This is a genomic window from Synechococcus sp. UW105, from assembly GCF_900473935.1.
Taxonomy (GTDB): domain Bacteria; phylum Cyanobacteriota; class Cyanobacteriia; order PCC-6307; family Cyanobiaceae; genus Synechococcus_C.
The window spans coordinates 79,059-98,957 of the sequence record NZ_UCNN01000030.1; the positions used below are offsets into that span (position 1 = coordinate 79,059).

A 19,899-nucleotide genomic window follows, 5' to 3' on the forward strand; every position below is an offset into this window, starting at 1 on the left:
CAGTGCAGTGAACGGCATTCTCTCGAATGGAAAGCCTCGGTGCGCCTTGTCCGGCCTGGATGGTCACGCGGTTTGAAGAGGCCGGCGGCACCATCTCCTTCCGTCGCTTCATGGAGTTGGCTCTGCATGATCCCGACCATGGCGCCTACGGAGCCGGAATCCTGCGCGTTGGGCCTGATGGCGATTTCGTGACCTCTCCATCCATGGGTCCAGATTTCGCGGCTCTCTTGGCGCTGCAACTGGTGCAATGGTTCGATCAACTGGCGGTTCTTCATCCAGAGGTTCCTCTTTGCCTTGTGGACATCGGTCCGGGAGAAGGAGATCTAGCCGCTGATCTCATCACTGAGTTGAATCGCTTGCAACCGGAGTGGCTTGATCGCCTTGAGTTGATTCTGGTGGAACTCAATCAAGGGATGGCTGCTCGCCAACGGAAGCGCCTCGATCAGGTCGACTCGCTGGCGGTGACCTGGCGCAGTCTTGAGCAATTGTCTTCGCAACCGCTCATCGGGGTCTTTCTGGCTCACGAATTACTCGATGCACTGCCCGTGGAACGACTTGTGAATCGAGAGGGAGAGCTGAATCAGTTGTTGGTCACTGCAGCCATGGGGTCTGATCAGACAGTGCGGCTTCAGTGGGCTGAGCAACCTTTGCCTGAGGCTCTGGAACAGCAACTGCAATGGGCAGAGCATCAGTGCGATTTGGTCCTGCCTCCGGCGGGCGCCCCAGAGGGTTGGACCACGGAATGGCATCACAGTGTTCCCGACTGGCTCCAGTCAGCGGCAGGTGCCTTAGGCCAGGGAGTGCTGCTGATTGTTGACTACGCCCATGAGGCAGCTCGTTATTACAGCGCCCTGCGCAGCGCCGGTACCTTGCTTGCCTACCGCCATCAGAAGGTGTCGAACGATCTGCTCGGCCAGGCAGGTTTGACAGATCTGACAGCGCACCTTTGCATCGATACACTCATCGCCCAGGCGCGCCAGCGGGGCTGGCTCTGCCTGGGTCACTGCCGACAGGGGGAGGCACTGCTGTCACTCGGCCTGGCTGAACGCTTGCACAATCTGCAGAGATTGCCCACGGACCAGTTGGCTCTCGCTTTGCAGCGCCGGGAGGCATTGCTTCGTCTTGTGGATCCTGGTTCTCTTGGTGACTTTCGCTGGATTGCTCTGCAGCGTTGCCGAGATCTTTCGGACGATCCTCTGCCTTTGCAGGCGCGATTCCTGGAGCCTCCGTTGGAGATCAGCTGAGACAGTCCAGACAAGATCTGATTTCTTCGCTGCTGACATCAGAAGCGATATGGACAGAACCGATGGTGGAGGGAATCACGAATCTGACTCGACCGTCTTGAACCTTCTTATCTCCTTGAAGGGTGTCGAGAACGGCATCCTGTGCCAAGGCCGGCCAAATCGCGGGTAAGCCGCATTTCCGCACCAATCGGCGTTGTCGATCTGCATCGAGGCGACTCCAGTCGCCACGTAGAACCGCAAGCTCTCCAACGGCCACCATGCCGATGGCAACGGCTTCTCCATGCAGCCAGGTTCCGTATCCAGTGAGATTTTCGACCACATGCCCGAAGGTGTGACCGTAATTGAGGATTGCGCGGCGACCGCCCTCGCGCTCATCGGCCGCTACCACCTCGGCCTTGGCCTGGGTGGATCGTTCGAGAATGGTTTGCAGGTTTTGTTCGCCTAGACCAGAAGCATCACTGAGTGTCTCGATGTTTTCGAGAAGAGCAAACAGCTCGGGATCTCCGATCACTCCGTATTTGATCACTTCTGCCATCCCGGCACGGAATTCCCTGGCTGGCAGTGTGTTGAGTGTTAACGGATCAATGAGCACCAGTTTGGGTTGATGAAAAGCCCCGATCAGGTTTTTCCCCCCCGGGTGATTCACGCCGGTTTTTCCTCCGATCGCTGCATCCACCATTGCGAGCAGCGTGGTTGGCACCTGCACAACCGCGATACCCCTTAACCAGGTTGCCGCTGCAAAGCCCGTCATGTCTCCGACGACCCCACCACCGAGGGCAACCATCAAGGAACCGCGTTCGAGCCGTAAGCGATGGGCTGCATCGTGAATCCTGCTCACCGTGTCCAGATGCTTCTGGTCTTCTCCGGCCTCGATGACCAGCAGTTCCGGTTCGTAGCCGCTTTCTCGCAGGCTCTTCAAGCAAGTCTCCCCATAGGGAGCGGCCACATCCGGGTTGCTGACAACAAGCACCTTGCGAGGTGCAGGGCGATCTGTGCGCAGAAGCTCCTCGCCCAGACTCTGAAGTGATCCACTCCCGATCACAACGTTGTATGGGTTCAACGCGAGTTTGACGGGGATGCGTTGCATCAGAGGGCAATCAGCGCCATGGGGCGCGGCTGAAGACCGCTCCACTCTGCCGTCTAGATCGGCCATCCCGCCTAACCTCCGCGAAGAATGCTGAGAGTGCATGGGCCGCAGGCTTGATCTAGGCAAATGGCGCCAGACAATCACGGCTTGGTCTTTTCTCGTACCTGCGCTGGTGTTGTTGGCCATTTCGGTGCTCGTGCCCGCTTTGATGGCCTTGGTGATGACCTTCACCCAGACAGGCCTTGATGTTTCCGAACCACTGCGTTTTGTCGGCTTCGCCAATCTGCACAGGTTGAGTTTGGATCCGATGTTTTATCGGGTGCTCATCACCACGTTGCTCTATTTGATTGGGATCGTTCCCCCCATCGTTTTGGGGTCACTCGCTCTGGCGGTTCTGGTCAACCGTCGTTTACCGGGCATGTATGTCCTCCGTGCAGGCTTCTACACACCAGTGCTCGTTTCGATTGTGGTGGCAGCCATCGCGTTCCGATGGCTCTACGCCGAAAACGGTCTGGTGAACGGCTGGATGGTGGCGTTGCTAGGAGACGCATTTGCGCCAATCGGGTTTCTCACTAACCCGCTTCTGGCACTCCCCTCGGTGATGCTCGTGACGTTGTGGAAGGGGCTTGGGTATTACATGGTGATTTTTCTCGCAGGCTTGCAGGGCATCCCTCAGGAGCTCTATGAAGCTGCTGAGCTGGATGGCAGCGATGGCTGGCGTAAACATGTTGATATCACTCTTCCCCTTTTGCGCCCGTATATCACTCTTGTTTCAGTGATTTCTGCGATCGCGGCCACCAAGGTTTTTGAGGAGGTGTTTCTCATGACCCAGGGTGGGCCAGCCGATTCGACCCGCACCCTTGTCTATTACGTCTATGACCAGGCGTTTTCGGAACTCGAGATCAGCTATGCCTGCACAGTTGGCTTGGCCTTATTCCTGCTGGTGATGGTCCTGACTCTGTTTCGTTTGGTTTTCGCCGGCGAGCGAGGATTGATCTGAACACCATCAGCCACAACCCCCTTTTCATGACCAGCGCAGCAGCTGACAACCGACTCTCCCGGATAGGCGTCGTTGGCGGTGGTCAGCTGGCACGGATGCTCGTTGATGCCTCTCGTCAGCGGAATGTGGAGGTGATCGTCCAGACCCCTTCTCTGGCTGATCCAGCTGCCCAGATTGCGGCGGACGTCATTGAGGCGGATCCTGTTGATGCTGACGCCACTCAGGCATTGCTGAAGCGATGTAGCAGCATCACCTTTGAGAATGAGTGGGTCAGCATTGAAGCCCTGACAGCTCTTGAGCGCAAAGGAGCTCGGTTTCGGCCCTCGCTGGCCAGTCTGAAACCCCTGGTGAACAAGCTTCACCAACGTCAACTGCTCGATCGGTTATCCATTCCAAGTCCTGACTGGGTTGAACTGATCTCTATCGATCCAGGTGCTCCGTCATTACCCAAGGGCTGGTCGTTCCCTGTAATGGCCAAGGCCGTGACCGGTGGCTACGACGGCAGGGGCACCAGGGTGTTGAAAACCATTGACTGCCTGGCTGAACTGTTGCGATCTGTCGATCCTGACGACTGGATTTTGGAAGCCTGGGTCGATTACGAGAGCGAACTGGCCCTGGTGGTCAGTCGCGATCAGTCCGGCCGGGTTCGGGCTCTGCCTTTGGCTCAGACGCACCAATCGAACCAGGTTTGTGATTGGGTGTTTGCGCCGGCCGATGTTGAGCAGCTCGTTGAGGCCACTGCATACAATATTGCTGCATCCCTTCTCACCACATTGGACTACGTGGGTGTGATGGCGATTGAGATGTTTTACGGATCTAAGGGGTTACTTGTGAATGAAATTGCTCCACGCACTCACAATTCGGGCCATTTCTCGATTGAGGCCTGTCACAGTAGTCAGTTTGATCAACAACTTTGCATTGCAGCTGGCCTCGACATTCCCGATCCTGTCCTCAAGGTGCCCGGGGCATTGATGGTCAATCTGTTGGGGTTGCCTGCCGATCAAGCGACTCCTCTGGATCAACGCCTTTCAGCCCTGCGTGCTGAACCTTCCCTCAATCTTCATTGGTATGACAAGCACGGTGAAAGTCCTGGTCGAAAACTGGGTCATGTCACTGTTGTGCTCGATGGCGAGGACGCATCCAGTCGCTGGCGTCAGGCCATGGACGCCTTGCAACGGGTTCGCTCTATCTGGCCTTTGCCCTTAAATTGATGAGGGACTGCTGTGTTGGTGACGGCCTTTCTCTAGTGCTCTGATCTGACTCTCTATCGACTTGGGGCGACTGTCGTGACGGTGCCGTAAACCGGCCTCGTAGCCGGAAACGAATCCCCGCTTTGTTGCCCCTTCTGGTTCTTCCAGGTCGATCACTGGGGCTCGCACGGCACAGCGGTTCACCCTCCTCAAAACCTAAGCTCTGACAAGGTTTAGCTCTTTGCGTCTGTTGAAGTGGAATACTCAAACCACTAACTAAGAGCACTAACCAGAGCAAAACAAATGACGATTGATGAAATGTCCCTCTATGGGCTTCGCAAGTGAGGGGGCTGTCCCCTTGCCGTCTGGCAGCAGGGAGTGAGCACAGCTCGCCCTTATGGGCTTCGCAGAAGCTCAGCTACGAACTCACCAGCGGGACGTATGGCGACGAAGGCGGCATCGAGCCACTCCCTAGAAGCTCATTCAGGTGAGTTCTATAGCGCTTCGACACCTACGTGCAGAAGGCTCGGCCGCCGAACCCCAAGGAGTGACAAGCGACTGGGAAGAGACCAAACCTCATCTGTCGTAACTCTGCTTCACCCCCTGCAGAGGCCAAGAACAGGGCTACAAGTCCACCAGCTCACAGTTATGGATATTGCCATCACAGCAGTGATTGCTGTCAGCCGCACCCAGAGTGGAACCATTGCCTTCAGTGAGATCGGAAGAGATAGCCCCAATCAGCTCAGACCTTGGGCACTGACGCCACGAGCACCAGCTCTTAAGGCAGCGATCCTGCCTCCGACATTCTGGTTCTGAACTTTGCCTAGATGGTGACCCCCAGCCACCTTCTTCAGTTCTTCATTTGAAAGATCTTCTCTGCTGCCTTCCTTGTTGAATTGGTCTTCTGACATGGGATAGGTACGAATACAGTAGTCATAGCAGCGTTTCCTTAGCTAGGCTGCTTGGCATCGAGTTAAGTAATTAGTAGAACCAGGCAAGGGTCGTGAATCACAACTAACTTTGGAAGAGAGTATTAATACCCATGCCTGAAAAGAACTCTGACAAGGAACTCTCAATTGATGAGCTGAAAACTATCACTGGCGCTGGATATAGTCCGGAAGACGATGACCTAGAGTTTTCAAACTTTGTAGGTACTGAAAATTGCAACGAAATCCTTGGTCAGGACAAGGCAGTCAGGAAGATATCAAATGACAAAAAATTTGTAGGCAATCCTTATCCATCACCAATTGCTTAGAAAAGCATGATGATTATTAGACCATCGAATGAGTATGAAAAGTTCGCTTCAGAGATGGCCTTAGAACAAGAGGAGGCTGGTGTAGTGGGGTTGTGCCTTAATCCATATGCATCCCCCTTCTAGGCCCTTAATTAGATAAAATTAGTAGCTAGGTAGCTAGGGATTATCAGAGCAGTTTTTCGTAATCTGTAGGGTTCATGGAATCTCAGTTGTGTTGTGTATTCAGTGTTCGTTAGTGATCGTTATGGGCGATGACCTACTCAGTTCTCCAAGTTATTAAAAACCCCCGCATCGCGAGGCCAATCTAACATGCCAGAGTCATTCATCTCAACCATGGCAATTGTACCTAGCTGGATGGCTAAAGATTGCTGAGAGGTACTTTGCGGCTTAAGATCTACACCCTATGCACTGATGCTGGCTTCCTCTTTGGTTATGCAGTAATGCTGCCGGAGAAATTCTTGTTCTGCAGCTTGCCTAGCTGATGGCCGTTAACTGGCGGAGATGTTCAGCCAGATTACTTCACCTATTTTTACATAACTAAGCTCATCTGTGCGGGTATCGGATCACCTTTGGGTGTAGTTAGGCAGGGATTAGACAAATAAATAAACGCTGATTTTGCAGGGCATTTTGGTGAGTGGGATGACTCTTAGATCTACAATACTGACGCTAGAAGTTAGATTGAATATAATAAGGAAATGTCAACAAACGGATCAAAGAGCGTAATCAGGTTGATTCTGTAAGCAGCAGTTGCTCTCACATGAGACGGGATAAACTTAATCGAATAACCACGCATCTCAGTTGCTTGGTGTCGATGTTAGGGAAGTAAAAGCAGAACTGGTTGATGCTTGCTCTATGCTAGGAAAGCCATTGGTTATCGTGGCCCTATTCGTCGAAATCTCTTTTTAGAATTAGTTGATTTTAGCAGGGAGGGTTTTTGATACTTGGAGTTGTTGGGTGCGGACAGAGACCGGCTGCACTCGCTCCAGAACCAAGACAGGTCAATCTACAAGGCCTCCCACCACCGGCGACGTCTTCAACTTCTTCATCTGTAAGGTCAAACTCTTGATTCGGTGATAAGGGATTAAGCAGGATTCCTGGAGGAACTAGAAATCCTTCATCTTTGGCGATCTGTGAAACTGTATCGGCGTCTGCGGCTGCTTTGAGCTTGTCCTGCAATGTGAGATCACCTTTGACCTTCATCAGAAACAATTTGAGCTGCTCTTCAGACATCGTTGGCCTGCATAACTATTATTGGTATAGCATCAGATCGAAGAATTGTCACTAATCGGACCAAGCACCCATTGATGCCGACTGTTTCTATTCAGTCAAGCTGACCGGTCGAAACAGTCTTTCTCAATAGGATTAGGACTTAAATGCCACTGAGCAGTCAAGTCGGCTCTCATGAATTATTGTTTAAATTGATCTGAAACGTAGCGGCCTGACTATATTAGAAAAAAATCAAATTAATGACCGTCGATCAGCTTAAATCATTTATTGAAAAGGTGAAAAACGATCGCGCTCTTCAGCTCAGGTTAAAAGCAGTGGAAACCGATGCCGATTGGTGTGCAATTGCCAAGGAAGAGGGCTTTTCGATCAGTGTTCAAGATTATCGAAAAGGCTGCGATGAACTAACCGATGAGGAGATGGAGGGTATTGCAGGAGGTGGCACTTGCTGGTGCGGTAAAACCAAGAAAGTCTGTCGATTCGACTCGAAGGATTGGATTTGGGAGTGCTGATAAGTCGCCCTTTATTGTCTTGTTAAGCTGTAATTGGTCTTTTAGGCTTTTTTATAACAGGCCACGACTGGGATAATCAAATCTGTCTTAGCCTCATTAACTTTCTTGCTTTCAAGTCCATTGCCTGTCGAAATTGGACAGCTATAAGGCATAAGTATTGATCTAATGAGCCAATATCGATTGCTTTTAGATTTTTCATTCCTTGGTTTTCAGGATGTTACTGTGATGGGCGAATAGGCCTAAGGTTTTCTTTCGGTAATTGCTAAAAGCCAATCGCTTATTGTGGATTGTTTAGCCTTCTTCCTTTCGTTAAAACTGCATTTGCCGGGTTCTTGTAATCATGTAAGTTCCAGTAGCCTCACTTGCCTGGCCATGCGCTCAAAGGCTTTGGTGAATAAATGCCTTCTTCATTCAACTCGTTGATTTCAATATTGTCCGCCAGCCTTGTTCGCTTCCTGTAAGGCTTTCGTCTGCTTACCTGCAGCAATCAGTTATGGTGAGCACTTCTATCTCGTATTGATTTGGGCCCGCTTGCTTTTGTGCCTAGTATTCGTTTCTGGTGTGTCTTGTATATCTATTCTGTGCTATCCATGAGAAATTTTACTGCCCTTGGATCGACCTATGGATCGTCTGTGTTGATGAACTAGTGGTTTGTGTAACCTCAGCGATGATTCCTCTCTTGCCTTAACCCAGGAAGTTCTTGCTCAAACTTACTCTTGCTTTGGCTCACAGGATATAGTGTGACTTGGCTTTGATTTCTGCCTGTTAGTAAAGGGCCAGTTCGAATGAATTTTGCTTGTTTATATCCTGTATGTTTGCTGGATGATGCTGTCTGTATCGACTGTCGGGATTTGCCACCCTTAAACGAAACTCTCTATCAAGAGGCCGTCAGCTTGCCTTGCATGAGATCCATAGAATTCACCAATGCCTAACAAGATTGAGCGGAAGCTTGACCAAGCCCATACTGTCCTTCCTGTTGAAGCCACTTCTCCTCTTTGGATCCAAAAATCACGAACATCTAGCCTGTAAAGATCGTGCTCACCCCTCTCTCGATCGCTACATCTGGAACTCGTCTATGGCCTCAGATGACCTACCTCTGCTTAGATTATTGGCAGATTGATGCCAACGGCTCAATCCCTACTTAGCGTACAAGCACGTACACGCATCGTTTCCCTTGAAAAATAACTGGCAGCACCAGTGGGTAGAAGCGATTGTTCCGGATGAACCGCATAAGTTCTCTCGTCGTTTGCTCTGGGATTGCTACAGCCAGGAGGACTTCCTTCAGTATCTTCAATCACCAGGTCAAAGCCGAAATACCACTGGCCTGAACTGGGAGAGTTGTCTACTTGAGTGTAGGCGTGCACTCAAGAAATCATGGGATCAGTCGCTACTGCCTGTTGGCAGCGACGAAGAGCAACTTGCCTTCGTGGATCTTTGGTGGCCTATTCGTTGTCATGCCAAATTAGTGCTGACGAACCGATTGAAATCTCGCCCTGGGTCTGAATATTTTTTACTACAGGTGTTTGATCAGTTGGCCGATAGCCTGTTGACAAGGCTTTGCAGTCTTGGGGAACAAGTGCTTTGGGAGGAATTCAATTCGGAACGCACTCCAGGAACCATGCTTCTGGCCCATCTTGGTAGTAGCGGAGACGGTTCCGGCCCTCCTGTGCGGGATCATTACGAACGTTTCATTCACCGTCACCGTAAGGATGGTCTTGAGCATCTGCTGGAGGAGTTTCCAGAACTTGGTCGGTTTGTTGGCACGGTGGTGATTCTTTGGTTGCAGTCAAGCACTGAAATGCTGGAGCGGATCTGTGATGACCGTGATGTGCTGGAACGATTGTTCTCGATTCCTATGACTCATTCATTGCTGGCAGTGCAACAAGGTCTAAGCGATCCTCATCGAGGAGGACGCGCTGTAGCAGTTCTCAGCTTTGGCTCAGAGATGAAGGCAGAGCAAAAGGTTGTGTATAAACCAAAGGATATGGGTGTGGATTCAGCTTATCAATCGTTGTTAACTGATCTTAATCGTCATAGCATATTAGCTCCGCTTCGCACCCTCACTATCCACAATGCTGATGGATATGGCTACATGGAGTATGTACCACATCTACTTGTCAAGGACGATATTGAGATGGAGCGGTTTTACGTTAATGCTGGTCGACTCACTGCTGTTCTGCATCTTCTCGGTTGCACAGATTGCCATCATGAGAATCTGATCGCATGCGGTGATCAGATATTGCTGATCGATACCGAAACACTGCTTGAGGCTGATGTACCCGATCATGTCAGCGAAACGAAAGAAAATCAGCAAGAGGCACAACAATCGACACTTGCAAAGCGATTTCAAAGCTCTGTTCTTCGTTCGGGTTTGATGCCCCAGTGGATGTTTCTCGGCGGCGCAAAGACTGCTGTGGATATCAGTGCTCTCGGTATGTCTCCAGCCAAGGAAGCCACTTATCTGGCACACGGCTGGCTTGGACTTAACAGCGACGGGATGATGCCTGGGCGTGTCAGCAAAACATCAGAGATCCCTACAAGTCTCCCTGTTGGTGTAGGTAGTGATAATCCGTTCAAGCGATTCATCACTCCATTCTGTACAGGGTTTCAAGATCAGAGCGACAGTTTGATCAAGATGCGGCATTCGTGGCTTGCCTCCGATGGCCCCCTCGAGCTTTTTGCAGGACTTCGACGACGGATTGTACTGCGCGCCACCAGGGTGTATTTCACGATTCAGCGCCAACAACTAGAACCAGCAGCTTTGCGCTCTCCTCTTGTTCAATCCTTGAAAATTGAGCAATTGGCTCGCAGTTTCCTGCTTTCGGAATCCAAGCCACTCCATTGGCCGGTGTTCTGCGCAGAGAGGGAACAGATGCAGCAGCTCGATATTCCTTTCTTTACTCATGTGATTGATGGTGATTCTTTGGATCTGAATCAAAGCGGAGAAACGCTTTCTGATTTCATCAAAACAAGCGGCCTGAGTGCCGCCCGTGACCGCCTCTTGAATTTGAATCAGGAGGAGATTTCCTTTCAGCTTCGTCTGATCCGTGGTGCCTGTACTGCAAAGCAAATGCGTAGGAGCTCTGAAGAGATACTAACTGACGTAACTAGTACTGATGGATTTATTGTGGATCAGCAAAATAGTGAAATTGAAAGCATCTCAAAGGTTGTAGATAAAATCAATGATCTCGCAATCCATGATGCCAATGGCCAGGTCGAATGGTTGGGAATGGATCTGGGAGGCGATGGTGAATCATTCTCGTTTGGTCCTGTAGGACTCTCCCTTTATGGAGGTTCTATTGGTATTGCTTGCTTAATGGAAAGGATGCACAGTTCTATCAATACTGGCAACCTTCGTGTCTCAATCCTCAAGCCACTCTCACAACTCCTCGAACAAGCTAACGACGACGAACGACTTCGTTGGTGGCGTGATCAACCGCTTGGCTTAAGCGGTTGTGGCGGAATCTTGTTGGCCTTGCATGAGCTCAGCCTCCCCAACTGGGTGGACGAGCTTCTCCTCTCAGCTCGTTCACGTTTCATCGACTCCGATCAGCAATTAGACCTGATTGGTGGCAGCGCCGGCCTCATCGCCCCCTTACTAACGTGCTCTAGCGATCACGCCCTTGCAGTGGCAACTGAAGCCGGCGATCACCTTTTAGCCACACAAACAGAGCGTGGCTGCTGGGATCAGCCACGCTCGAGGAACCCTGGCTTATTGGGATTCTCCCATGGGACTGCTGGTAATGCCGCTGCTCTTGCACAATTGCATCGAGCAACTGGAGAATCACGCTTTTTAAATGGAGCTCAGGCTGCATTGCTCTATGAGAGAGCTCACTACAATCAGTCAAAAGGAAATTGGCCTGATTTCCGTGAATCTGATCAAGATCTCAATTACATGGTGAGCTGGTGCCATGGAGCCCCAGGTATCGGCTTAGCCCGTTCATGCTTATGGGGCACCTCCTTATGGGATGACACTTGCCTAGAGGAAATATCAATTGCTACAGCCACCACAACCACTTTTGCTTCTTCGGGGCAGGCCACCGATCACCTATGTTGCGGCAGCCTTGGACTGATGCTGACACTTGAAGCCCTTACGATGGGGCCTTGGCGTTTGGACGCCTCTGTGGTTGATGATGCACGATTGGCTGCTAATCGCATCAGGAGCGATGCATTGAAGCGGAGTACAGGCAAGGATCTTGAGTTACGTTGTTTCGGAACTCGAGAATCGACTCTTCTGCTTCCAGGATTCTTCACAGGCTTGAGTGGCATGGCAATGGCTTTGATGCAGGATCCTGCATCAAAGAAAACAACACTGAATTTACTAACAGGTGGCCTCTGGTCTTTATCAAGATGAAGTGAATTTGCCTATGAATAGTCCGGCTTCTTGTCACAACTTCGTAAAAGGACTGATCAAGCTAATGGCTATTTAACATTCTCATTAAATAACCGTGAGATTTGAGTTCATTCCAGCTACCTGTTTCGGCTTGTTTTCCTTTTTCGAGAACTACAATCTGATCAGCTCCTTGAATCGTGGAAAGCCTGTGGGCGATGCTAATGCGAGTAATCCCTAGGCCATTAATGACCTCGGTGATATGTTGCTGTGAGCGATTATCAAGCGCACTTGTCGCTTCATCCAGAATGAGTACTTTTGGATTAGTGATCAGCGCCCGCGCGATGGCAATTCGCTGAACCTGTCCACCTGAGATGTTCCCACCTGAGTCACTCAACAATGTCTCTAATTGCATAGGCATGGATCGAATTTCGTCGGCAACAGCAGCACGTTCTAAAGCATCCCATATCTGCTCTTCTGTGTAATTGATACCTCCGCAGATTACGTCATAGATTGAACCTGCATTCAATCTTGCTGTCTGCATGACCACACCGAGTTGACGGCGATATGAACGAATGGCGAGTTGAGGTAGTGGTATTCCATCGACAAGTACTTCTCCGGCCATCGGCAGGATAAATCCGAGTAACATTCGTACCAAGGTTGTTTTTCCGCAACCACTAGCACCTGTGATTGCGGTATGTTTCCCATCAGGAATCAGAAATGATAGGTCTTTAAATAAAGGTTCAGCACTTCCTGGAAACTCATATCCAAGATGCTGAAGGCGAAATTCGCCTTTCAATCGATGATGAAGAGCATCTGGCCGATACCCTTCCTCAACATCCGCATACATCACTGGTTCAGCCCTTTTCCAAAGTACAGCTGCCTTGCCTGCTGTATTTGCAATTAGGTTGGCTGCATTTGTAATCGAACCATTGAAACTATTGAATGCGGCATTAAATGCTATGAAAGCAATGATTTGTTGATTCAGATCAACAGCTCCAGAAGAAGACAGGATGCGATAGGCAACTACAGAAAAAAGAAATAAAGATGCTAAGGGCGAGACAAGTGTGCCATATTGCTCAATAGCGTCATTGTAAATATTATTGCGTAGCTGTAACAGGGCATATCGATTGATCTCGCGCAACCAGCGAAGTAGCAAAAATGGCTCAGCTCCAGCGCTTCGGATTTGTGGCATTCCCATTACGGACTGTAGGGAAAAGTTCGTTATTTCAGCGCCACTTTCAAGCAGAGGCAGCTGCAAAACAATTGAACGCCATGTAAGAAAAAGTACGCAGATTGTAGCGATTAGAGTGAAGCCGCAGGCCCAGATTGCTAGCTCGCGGTCATAGGCAAACATTAGCACAAAATAACTGACGGAAAAAAGAGTAGATAGCAAAGTTGTAAGAACTCCAGTTCCTAGTATTTGGCGTAGTTCGCTAACTGAGCTAACTCTGGATGCAAGGTCGCCAGTCGTGTATCGACTAATGAAACTCATTGGTAGTCTCATTAAACGATCCCAAACTGCAGATTGAAGTCGCAGATCTGCAACGCTCTCCAATCGCAGCATCATTAAATTTTGCAGAAACGATGCTGTTACAGATCCAATCACAATTAGACCAACAACTATCATCCCTTCTACTAGCAATTGCTGGTCATTCTGAGGAAGTATATCCGACACCAACGTTTTTGTTAGCATTGGGATTGATAGGTTGAACAGCATCACCACGGCAGACGTAATGACTAGTGCTGCAATCGGTATCAGTTCAGGAGAAAACGCAAATTTTAGTACTGATATTGGGCCCGTTACAACAGCAGGAAGTGAGGGATAGATTTCATAAGCATCATCCATAAGGATGATGCTTTGATCTGCATGTTTATGCTCCTGACGAAACGCACTATATAACCAGTTCTCACCCCTATACCGGTACAAAGCTTGAGGCTCTCCATTCTTGGAGTCAAAAACGATCATTAATGGAAATTCATTGTCATTCGTTGGATCTAAGTCCCAGTGCTTCGTTGTCAGATCTCGGGGGGCTGAAATACGGCGATGGTGAATGTCGTTATGATCAAGTAGTTGCACAATATCGGCACCGGGCAGATATTCGAGGTGCTGATCACGTCGGCCCAAAGTAGCCATGCAGAAACCTAACAGTCTCAATTCGGGGTATTGATCGTGCTCAGCCTCTGCGCTGAAGAGAAGTTCCTCCTCTAGCAATCGAGCCGCAATGAGTGCTTGACGGGAGGTGCTCATGACCATACCTCTCTTGGAGCAGACTCTGACTGCTCGTTATCGACAAGATTTTTAAATGCTCCAGGTTTCTGCATAAGTTCATTGGGGGAACCTTGCTCCACTACAGAGCCGTTTTGCATCACAAGAACATAGTCACTGCGTAGTGCAGCATCAAGGCGATGTGCAACATTGACTACAGTGATGCCACGTTTCTTGAGTGCATCCAGAACTCTTGACTGCGTTGCATTATCAAGTGCACTGGTTGCCTCATCAAATAGAAGGATCGTGGGCTTTCTTACTAAAGCACGACAAATTTCTAGTCTCTGGCGCTCTCCACCGCTAAGGTCACTACCATTATCATGAAGCTCACGTTGAAATGATTCTGGGTGATCATTGATTGTGCCTAGAATTTGTGCATCATTTGCCGCCTCCTCAAGATCACCAAGCGTGTATCCAGGCCGCCAGAGCGTGATGTTGTCATGAACACTTGCATTAAACACGAAAACTTGTTGAGGGACATAGGCAAGGCTCTTTCGCATCACACCATCGCCATGTGATACCCAAGGCGCTCCGTCATAAAGAATCTCACCTGATGAAGGCTGATAGAGGCCTGCAAGAATGCGGACTAGTGTTGTTTTTCCTGATCCACTTCCGCCAACAATCGCCAATTGTGAGCCTGCGGGTACGACAAGATCTAATCCTTGGATGAAAGGGTTTGAGATTGCATCGAAGGCGAACGATAGGTTACGAAGTTCGATCGAGCCATCTAGACGCCGATCAATAGGATCTGATTCTGGCTGTGAGGATTCCAAGCTAGGATTCACCTCAGGATCTTCTTTGAGCTGAAAGGCCCGTACAAGAGGATCGTTCTCGTTTTTACGCAGATCTTCTAACCTGCCTAGATCACCTATCACTCTTTGAAGTACTGAATTGATCTGTGGAAGTGATGCTATAGGAGCAGTCAGTTGTCCTTGTAAAAATTGAAAAGCAACAAGAGTTCCCAGTGAAATTTTTCCGGCAATAATTAGAAATCCTCCGACAGTAAGTACTAATCCGCTAAGAAGGAATGTGCTGCCACTGGCTGCAATCGAGGACAATGCCATTTGAGCCCCAAGTTTTTGGTTCTGCATCACTACATTTCCAAAACTGCCTTGCCATTGACTGAGAAATTCAAATTCAAGTCCAGAAGCCTTTAATGTTTCAATATTATTGACACCCTGTAATCCCTTGCCTTGGGCTTTCCCTTGTTCGATCGCAAGTTTGCGGTTAGCGTCATAACGTCTTTCGGTCAACCACCAGTTCAGTGCTAAATTTGAGATCATTACTACTAATACAAGTAACGCCAGCCAAACAGAAACAAGAACTGAAATCATCAGGACAAGTAGGCCGATCCAAAGACTCACCGCAAAACGTAGAAGTTGCGCTACGACAACCTGTGTCATTTCCATCCCTAGAAGCATCCGACTCGCTATTTCGCCCTGAAAACGAGCCTGATAGAAGCCATAGGTAACCTGAAAAAGTTTACGGAATAGATCTGCTGTCAGCTTCTTTGAAAGAAGTAATTCCATTCTTCTCAGAAGAACGAACTGTACACTTAGTAATGCGATCCATGACAATACTGTAAGAAGTAATAGCCAGATAATTGGAATGCCGAAATAAAGCCGTTGGTTCTGGAGAAAACTGTCTATAAATGTTGAAGTTAATCCAGCCACTAGTAAGGCGATCACACCCTGACCAGTGGCGATTATTATTAACTGAAGTAACGCCACTCTGTACGGCTTTAACGTGGCAAACAAACCCCATAAAGGTGAATGTTCCTTACCCCCAGGAGTGAATTCAGGGCCAGGTTCGAATTCGAGCACTACGCCTGTGAAATTGTCAAGAAACTCCTCCATCAACACCCGTACTCGTCCTTGTCCAGGATCACTCAGAAAAACATGCTCCCCTTCAAAGCCTTCTACAACGAGGAAATGATTGAAACCCCAGAAGACAACACAGGGGAAAAGACCGTCCGATCGTAGTTGTTCACCTGAGCAGCGATAAGCCCTTGTCTTCAGACCATATCCCCTTGCAGCGATGAGGACTTGTTTGGCATTGGATCCATCACGATTGACTCCACATGCCGACCTCAATTCACTGAGATCGACGATTCGGCCAAAGTAGCCAAGGATTGTCCCCAAGGACGCTGCACCGCACTCCGCCGCCTCGTACTGCAAACGCGTGCGTGCTTTGACACGCCGGCGTTGAAGCTGGCTAGTCATGGCATGTTTCCTTTGATTCGAGTCTCTCCGTTAGGGGGAGAAGCCTCTGGTACATCTGGAGGTGCCATCCCAAAAAAGCTACGGATCGCCGGAAGAACAAGGGCAATCGGAGCAACGCGACGTGTTGTAATTTCAACGTCTATTCGATCACCAGGCGTGGGAGGGAAGGGAAGGGAGGAGTTCGACGTCCAGACATAACCCCCGCTGTTTTTAGAGACATTCGCCTCAGACCGCTCCAGAGCAAGGATCGCCAAAGCTGGCGAGGGATGGCGTGAAACAATGGTTTCAGCTAGGGCTTTGACCCCGATTCTTGCTGATACTTCATCAAGACCACTAGGCAATTTAGCCATCGAAATAACCTCCCCTTTAATTCCTCCAACCTCAGCGCGTTTATATCCCGATGGTGTCGCCAAAGCGCTCATGCCAGGGAAGACTTGAGCCATTTGCTTGCTACTAAGAAATACTGGTACCATTTGAGGTTGGTCAAGTATATCATCGCTTAACTTCAATAGAATCTTGCCTTTGTTGACCGTCTCCCCATTATTTGGAATCACACTAGAGAGATATACATTTCTCGGAGAAAATATTAGTTGTCTGTCGATCACCATGGCTAATTCATTTCTGAGTTTCCGATAAGCTTGGTCTCTTTCGCTTTCAACCTTAATCAGCTCTGTATCAAGGGTGTGTAGATTTGACTTAATGTTGTCAACCTTTGATTGGTTCTGTAAGATCTCTTGCGTCGATACATAACCTTTTTGGGCCAGGCTTTGCATGCCAGATAGATAGGCTGATTGGCTTGCAAGTTCTTCGCGTAGAATATTTTGCTTCGCATTGATGTTTTGGGTCTGTTGGTCTGTCTTACGTAGAAGGCGATTTAGTTGATCAATCTCGCTGCTAAGTTGTTCCAATTCTGCTGATGAGCGTACCCAGATCAATAAACGTCCCTTCTTGACTGGTAAACCCTTAAAAGTTTGCTGTAGATTCTGAGTGAACCGATTTGAGGACGTCATCTTTGAAAAATCCCTTGCTGATGACAATACAAATTGGCTCGCTTGAAACACATCGTTGGCAAGCTCAGCCATCTCCTGATCACTAAATATATCTGGGGAGTGCATAAAACGCCTGGCCTCATCATGCCAAGGTTCGTTGAGCTTGTTAAACATGTAAAAGGCTTCGCCATCAGTCGCACTGAGGCTGGAGTTGATCGTACTTACAGGAAGCAATATCCCAGTTCCTTTGACGCTGACTGGAATTCGTGCGAAAGTGGCCCAAAGGGCTCCACATATCGCAATTAAAGAGCCAAGGCCTAAGGTGGCACGCAACGGAGGTGTTAATAAAGTAACTGGACCATTGCGATCGCCAGCACGGTGACGGTTTTTAAGCGCACGTTCGTTAAAAAGGTTAGTCATTGGTTGCCCTCCTCACGCATATTCATAAGACGTTGATCAACCTTACCCTTTGTATCACTTGGCCATGTTGATGTGTAGCGATATAAATCAGCTATTGCATTGTTGTGGTTTAATATGGAATCCGCAAGTTGAACAGAAGTTTGTGAGACCCTGGCAGTGGCTTGAACTACGGTTGTAATATTTTCGACACCCACTTCATAGCGTGCTTTTGCCGCCTGTTCGGCTAGTTGAGCACTTTGATAACCCTGTCGTGAACTTTCAATAGCCACCTTGGCTGTCAATAGCTGTCCGTAACTTGCACGAACTTGGCGGATCACTTCATTTTCTTTTATTGTTTTGTCTGCAAGATATCCGCGGCTATTAGCAAAGGAAGACTGTGCATTAGCAGCTTTGATACCACCATCAAAAAGTTGCCATTCAAATTCAATGGCGATGGAAGTAGACCAATTTCTACTTGCTTGGTAGGATGTTCCAGGATCATTGCTTAATGGTACTTCTTGATATCCATTAGTACCCGTAAGTGATCCATTGCCAGCGAGGCTGAAGACAGGCAGGTATCTACGCATTTCTGAAACTCCTAACCACTTGGATGACTCCGCTTGTGCCAGAGCGGCGAGAAGCTCTTCTCGCTGAGATATAGCTTCTACGATTGTATCTTCAAGAGGCTTGCTCCAAGCTCCAAAGGGTGCAGCAGGTTCACTAGGGATAGCAATTGCATCAGGTGATAGTGCAATCAGCTCAGAAAGTTCAGCTGTTTCAGTGATATAGTTTCTTGTATATCCAATTAATTGGCTTAAATTGGTGAATAGCTGTGAGCGGATTTGCTCAACTTCAAGTACTGTTGCCATTCCGATCTCCTTTCTGGCTTCTATCGTTTCGAGCTCTATTCTGTTGTTTGTATAAATCTTCTGAAAACTTGAAATCAATTGTGCTGTGCTCTGCACCCTGAAATAGGACTTTTGTATTTCAAGAATAAGTGACCTAGCGGATGAAAGGAATATGTATTGTTGTTGTCTTAATGATGCTTCTTGAGCATTGATCGAAGGTTGTCGCGAAGGATCGAGAAATCTCCATGCAACCTTGATGTTTGGATTGAAGATAAAGCGTTGTCCACTACTGGCTCGATTTTGCGATCTGTCGGCTCGTGCTTTGGAGTTAGGCTTAGGATTTTGTGAGTAAAATTCACCAGCATTTCCGTATTCGTCGCGGATGAAGCTTGTCCATGTATAGCTAGGGGATTGGAGGTTTGTAATGCTGATCTGGGGATACCACGCTCTCTGCGATGCTATGAGCTTCCACTCACGAGCCTGGAGCAACGCGTAATTTTTTGATAAAGTTGGATTATTTTCTAGTCCTATCGCGATTGCCTGGTCGAGTTTAATAGGAATTCCTCTTGCTTTAATCTCTTTCTGTAGACGTTCCAGGCTCTCGACTAAAAGGTCAGGGCTGATTGCTTTTGACCTCTCTTCGGTGAGAGCCGTTGATGGCGCTAGATTGCCAGAAACATGTAGCTGTTCCGTTACAGAGGAAGCTTTTGCAGTGCTGCTTATAGCAGTACACGTAAGAAAAGCTACAGCGCCCAGCCGCGAAAAGAAAGCAGATTTTATCGAATTTTTGAAAACGCTTCGGTAACCATAGCTGTAATTGAACGGATTTCAAGGGTCAGAACGAATTCAACATATGTCGGCGCTTCCTTCCCGCTCTGAGTCGCTCCTTAGGTAATTCGAACCAATTTCGGTCCGTAGAAATTTCAATATGGGGAGCGCTCGTCATTGCCTCGATTGCGATTGCATTTTTCGTAATGCCTCCCTCCGGTCTCTTTGTTGTTCTTTTTCTCATGTTTCCTTTGGTCAATCACAAATTGTGTAATGTCTCCTCCGATTCCTCCGCTGCTTGGGTTGGCTTTGGTCCAATCGTTGTCATCAGGTAGAAATTTAGGTTGTTCTCTTCAGATTTGATTTCTGTTTCACGATAGGCCTAAGTGGAATTGATCGCATTGCCATCGTAATGATGATCACTTTCGTGTGTATCGCCAACGTTCCAACTTTTGAATCCACGGCCTTGCTTTTCTCTCTTCGGTCATTTCAGAAAGGATATGTTTTTTAAGAGTTTTGATGATCATGCTTTTTCCTCGGCTGATCCGTCAATCCCGGCATT

At 48.7% G+C, this 19,899-nt stretch carries 12 protein-coding genes and 1 other RNA gene; 7 read left to right on the top strand and 6 right to left on the bottom strand.

The window, feature by feature from the left end:
• The first annotated feature begins 26 nt into the window (after nucleotides 1-26).
• Complete coding sequence (locus DXY16_RS12735; protein WP_115121534.1) at nucleotides 27-1,244, top strand: class I SAM-dependent methyltransferase; 1,218 nt, start codon at nucleotides 27-29, stop codon at nucleotides 1,242-1,244.
• On the opposite strand, the gene aroB is transcribed toward DXY16_RS12735, so the two are convergent.
• Nucleotides 1,237-2,331, bottom strand: coding sequence for a 3-dehydroquinate synthase (gene aroB / locus DXY16_RS12740; RefSeq protein ID WP_115121771.1), 1,095 nt, complete (start codon nucleotides 2,329-2,331; stop codon nucleotides 1,237-1,239). The two genes, DXY16_RS12735 and aroB, sit on opposite strands and share 8 nt — an antisense overlap.
• A gap of 100 nt (nucleotides 2,332-2,431) precedes the next feature.
• On the opposite strand from aroB, the gene DXY16_RS12745 reads away from it, so the two are divergent.
• The 4 genes from DXY16_RS12745 (at nucleotide 2,432) to DXY16_RS12760 (ending at nucleotide 5,776) form a co-directional block, all read left to right on the top strand.
• Nucleotides 2,432-3,331 carry a carbohydrate ABC transporter permease gene (locus DXY16_RS12745; protein ID WP_115121535.1) on the top strand — a complete coding sequence of 300 codons (900 nt, stop codon included), beginning with the start codon at nucleotides 2,432-2,434 and terminating at the stop codon, nucleotides 3,329-3,331.
• 26 nt (nucleotides 3,332-3,357) lie between these two features.
• Nucleotides 3,358-4,542 carry a 5-(carboxyamino)imidazole ribonucleotide synthase gene (locus DXY16_RS12750; RefSeq protein WP_115121536.1) on the top strand — a complete coding sequence of 395 codons (1,185 nt, stop codon included), beginning with the start codon at nucleotides 3,358-3,360 and terminating at the stop codon, nucleotides 4,540-4,542.
• A 1-nt stretch (nucleotide 4,543) separates the two neighbouring features.
• A non-coding RNA gene (gene ssrS, locus DXY16_RS12755) (6S RNA) lies at nucleotides 4,544-4,727 on the top strand.
• Between the two features lie 836 nt (nucleotides 4,728-5,563).
• The gene (locus tag DXY16_RS12760; protein ID WP_115121537.1) at nucleotides 5,564-5,776 is read left to right on the top strand and encodes a hypothetical protein; all 213 of its coding nucleotides are present in this window, start codon (nucleotides 5,564-5,566) and stop codon (nucleotides 5,774-5,776) included.
• A 918-nt stretch (nucleotides 5,777-6,694) separates the two neighbouring features.
• Here DXY16_RS12760 and DXY16_RS12765 read toward each other — a convergent pair.
• The gene (locus DXY16_RS12765) at nucleotides 6,695-7,006 is read right to left on the bottom strand and encodes a Nif11-like leader peptide family natural product precursor (protein WP_115121538.1); all 312 of its coding nucleotides are present in this window, start codon (nucleotides 7,004-7,006) and stop codon (nucleotides 6,695-6,697) included.
• Between the two features lie 236 nt (nucleotides 7,007-7,242).
• Here DXY16_RS12765 and DXY16_RS12770 point away from each other — a divergent pair, with 236 nt between their 5' ends.
• Together DXY16_RS12770 and DXY16_RS12775 are read left to right on the top strand one after the other, a co-directional pair.
• Nucleotides 7,243-7,512 carry a Nif11-like leader peptide family natural product precursor gene (locus DXY16_RS12770; protein WP_115121539.1) on the top strand — a complete coding sequence of 90 codons (270 nt, stop codon included), beginning with the start codon at nucleotides 7,243-7,245 and terminating at the stop codon, nucleotides 7,510-7,512.
• A 1,174-nt stretch (nucleotides 7,513-8,686) separates the two neighbouring features.
• On the top strand, nucleotides 8,687-11,866 hold the full coding sequence (locus DXY16_RS12775) for a type 2 lanthipeptide synthetase LanM family protein (RefSeq protein WP_115121540.1): 3,180 nt from the start codon (nucleotides 8,687-8,689) through the stop codon (nucleotides 11,864-11,866).
• 61 nt (nucleotides 11,867-11,927) lie between these two features.
• Here DXY16_RS12775 and DXY16_RS12780 read toward each other — a convergent pair whose 3' ends face one another.
• The 4 genes from DXY16_RS12780 to DXY16_RS12795 are packed head-to-tail and all read right to left on the bottom strand — an operon-like array spanning nucleotide 11,928 to nucleotide 19,349.
• Nucleotides 11,928-14,093, bottom strand: a complete 2,166-nt coding sequence (locus DXY16_RS12780) for an ATP-binding cassette domain-containing protein (RefSeq protein ID WP_244281683.1) — start codon at nucleotides 14,091-14,093, stop codon at nucleotides 11,928-11,930.
• Nucleotides 14,090-16,333 carry an ATP-binding cassette domain-containing protein gene (locus DXY16_RS12785; protein WP_115121542.1) on the bottom strand — a complete coding sequence of 748 codons (2,244 nt, stop codon included), beginning with the start codon at nucleotides 16,331-16,333 and terminating at the stop codon, nucleotides 14,090-14,092. The genes DXY16_RS12780 and DXY16_RS12785 overlap by 4 nt, the downstream gene beginning before the upstream one ends.
• The gene (locus DXY16_RS12790) at nucleotides 16,330-17,742 is read right to left on the bottom strand and encodes a hypothetical protein (RefSeq protein WP_115121543.1); all 1,413 of its coding nucleotides are present in this window, start codon (nucleotides 17,740-17,742) and stop codon (nucleotides 16,330-16,332) included. The genes DXY16_RS12785 and DXY16_RS12790 overlap by 4 nt, the downstream gene beginning before the upstream one ends.
• A complete protein-coding gene (locus DXY16_RS12795) occupies nucleotides 17,739-19,349 on the bottom strand; it encodes a TolC family protein (protein ID WP_371410929.1) in 1,611 nt (536 codons plus the stop codon). Before DXY16_RS12795 ends, DXY16_RS12790 begins: the two co-directional genes overlap by 4 nt.
• Between the last annotated feature and the right edge of the window lie 550 nt (nucleotides 19,350-19,899).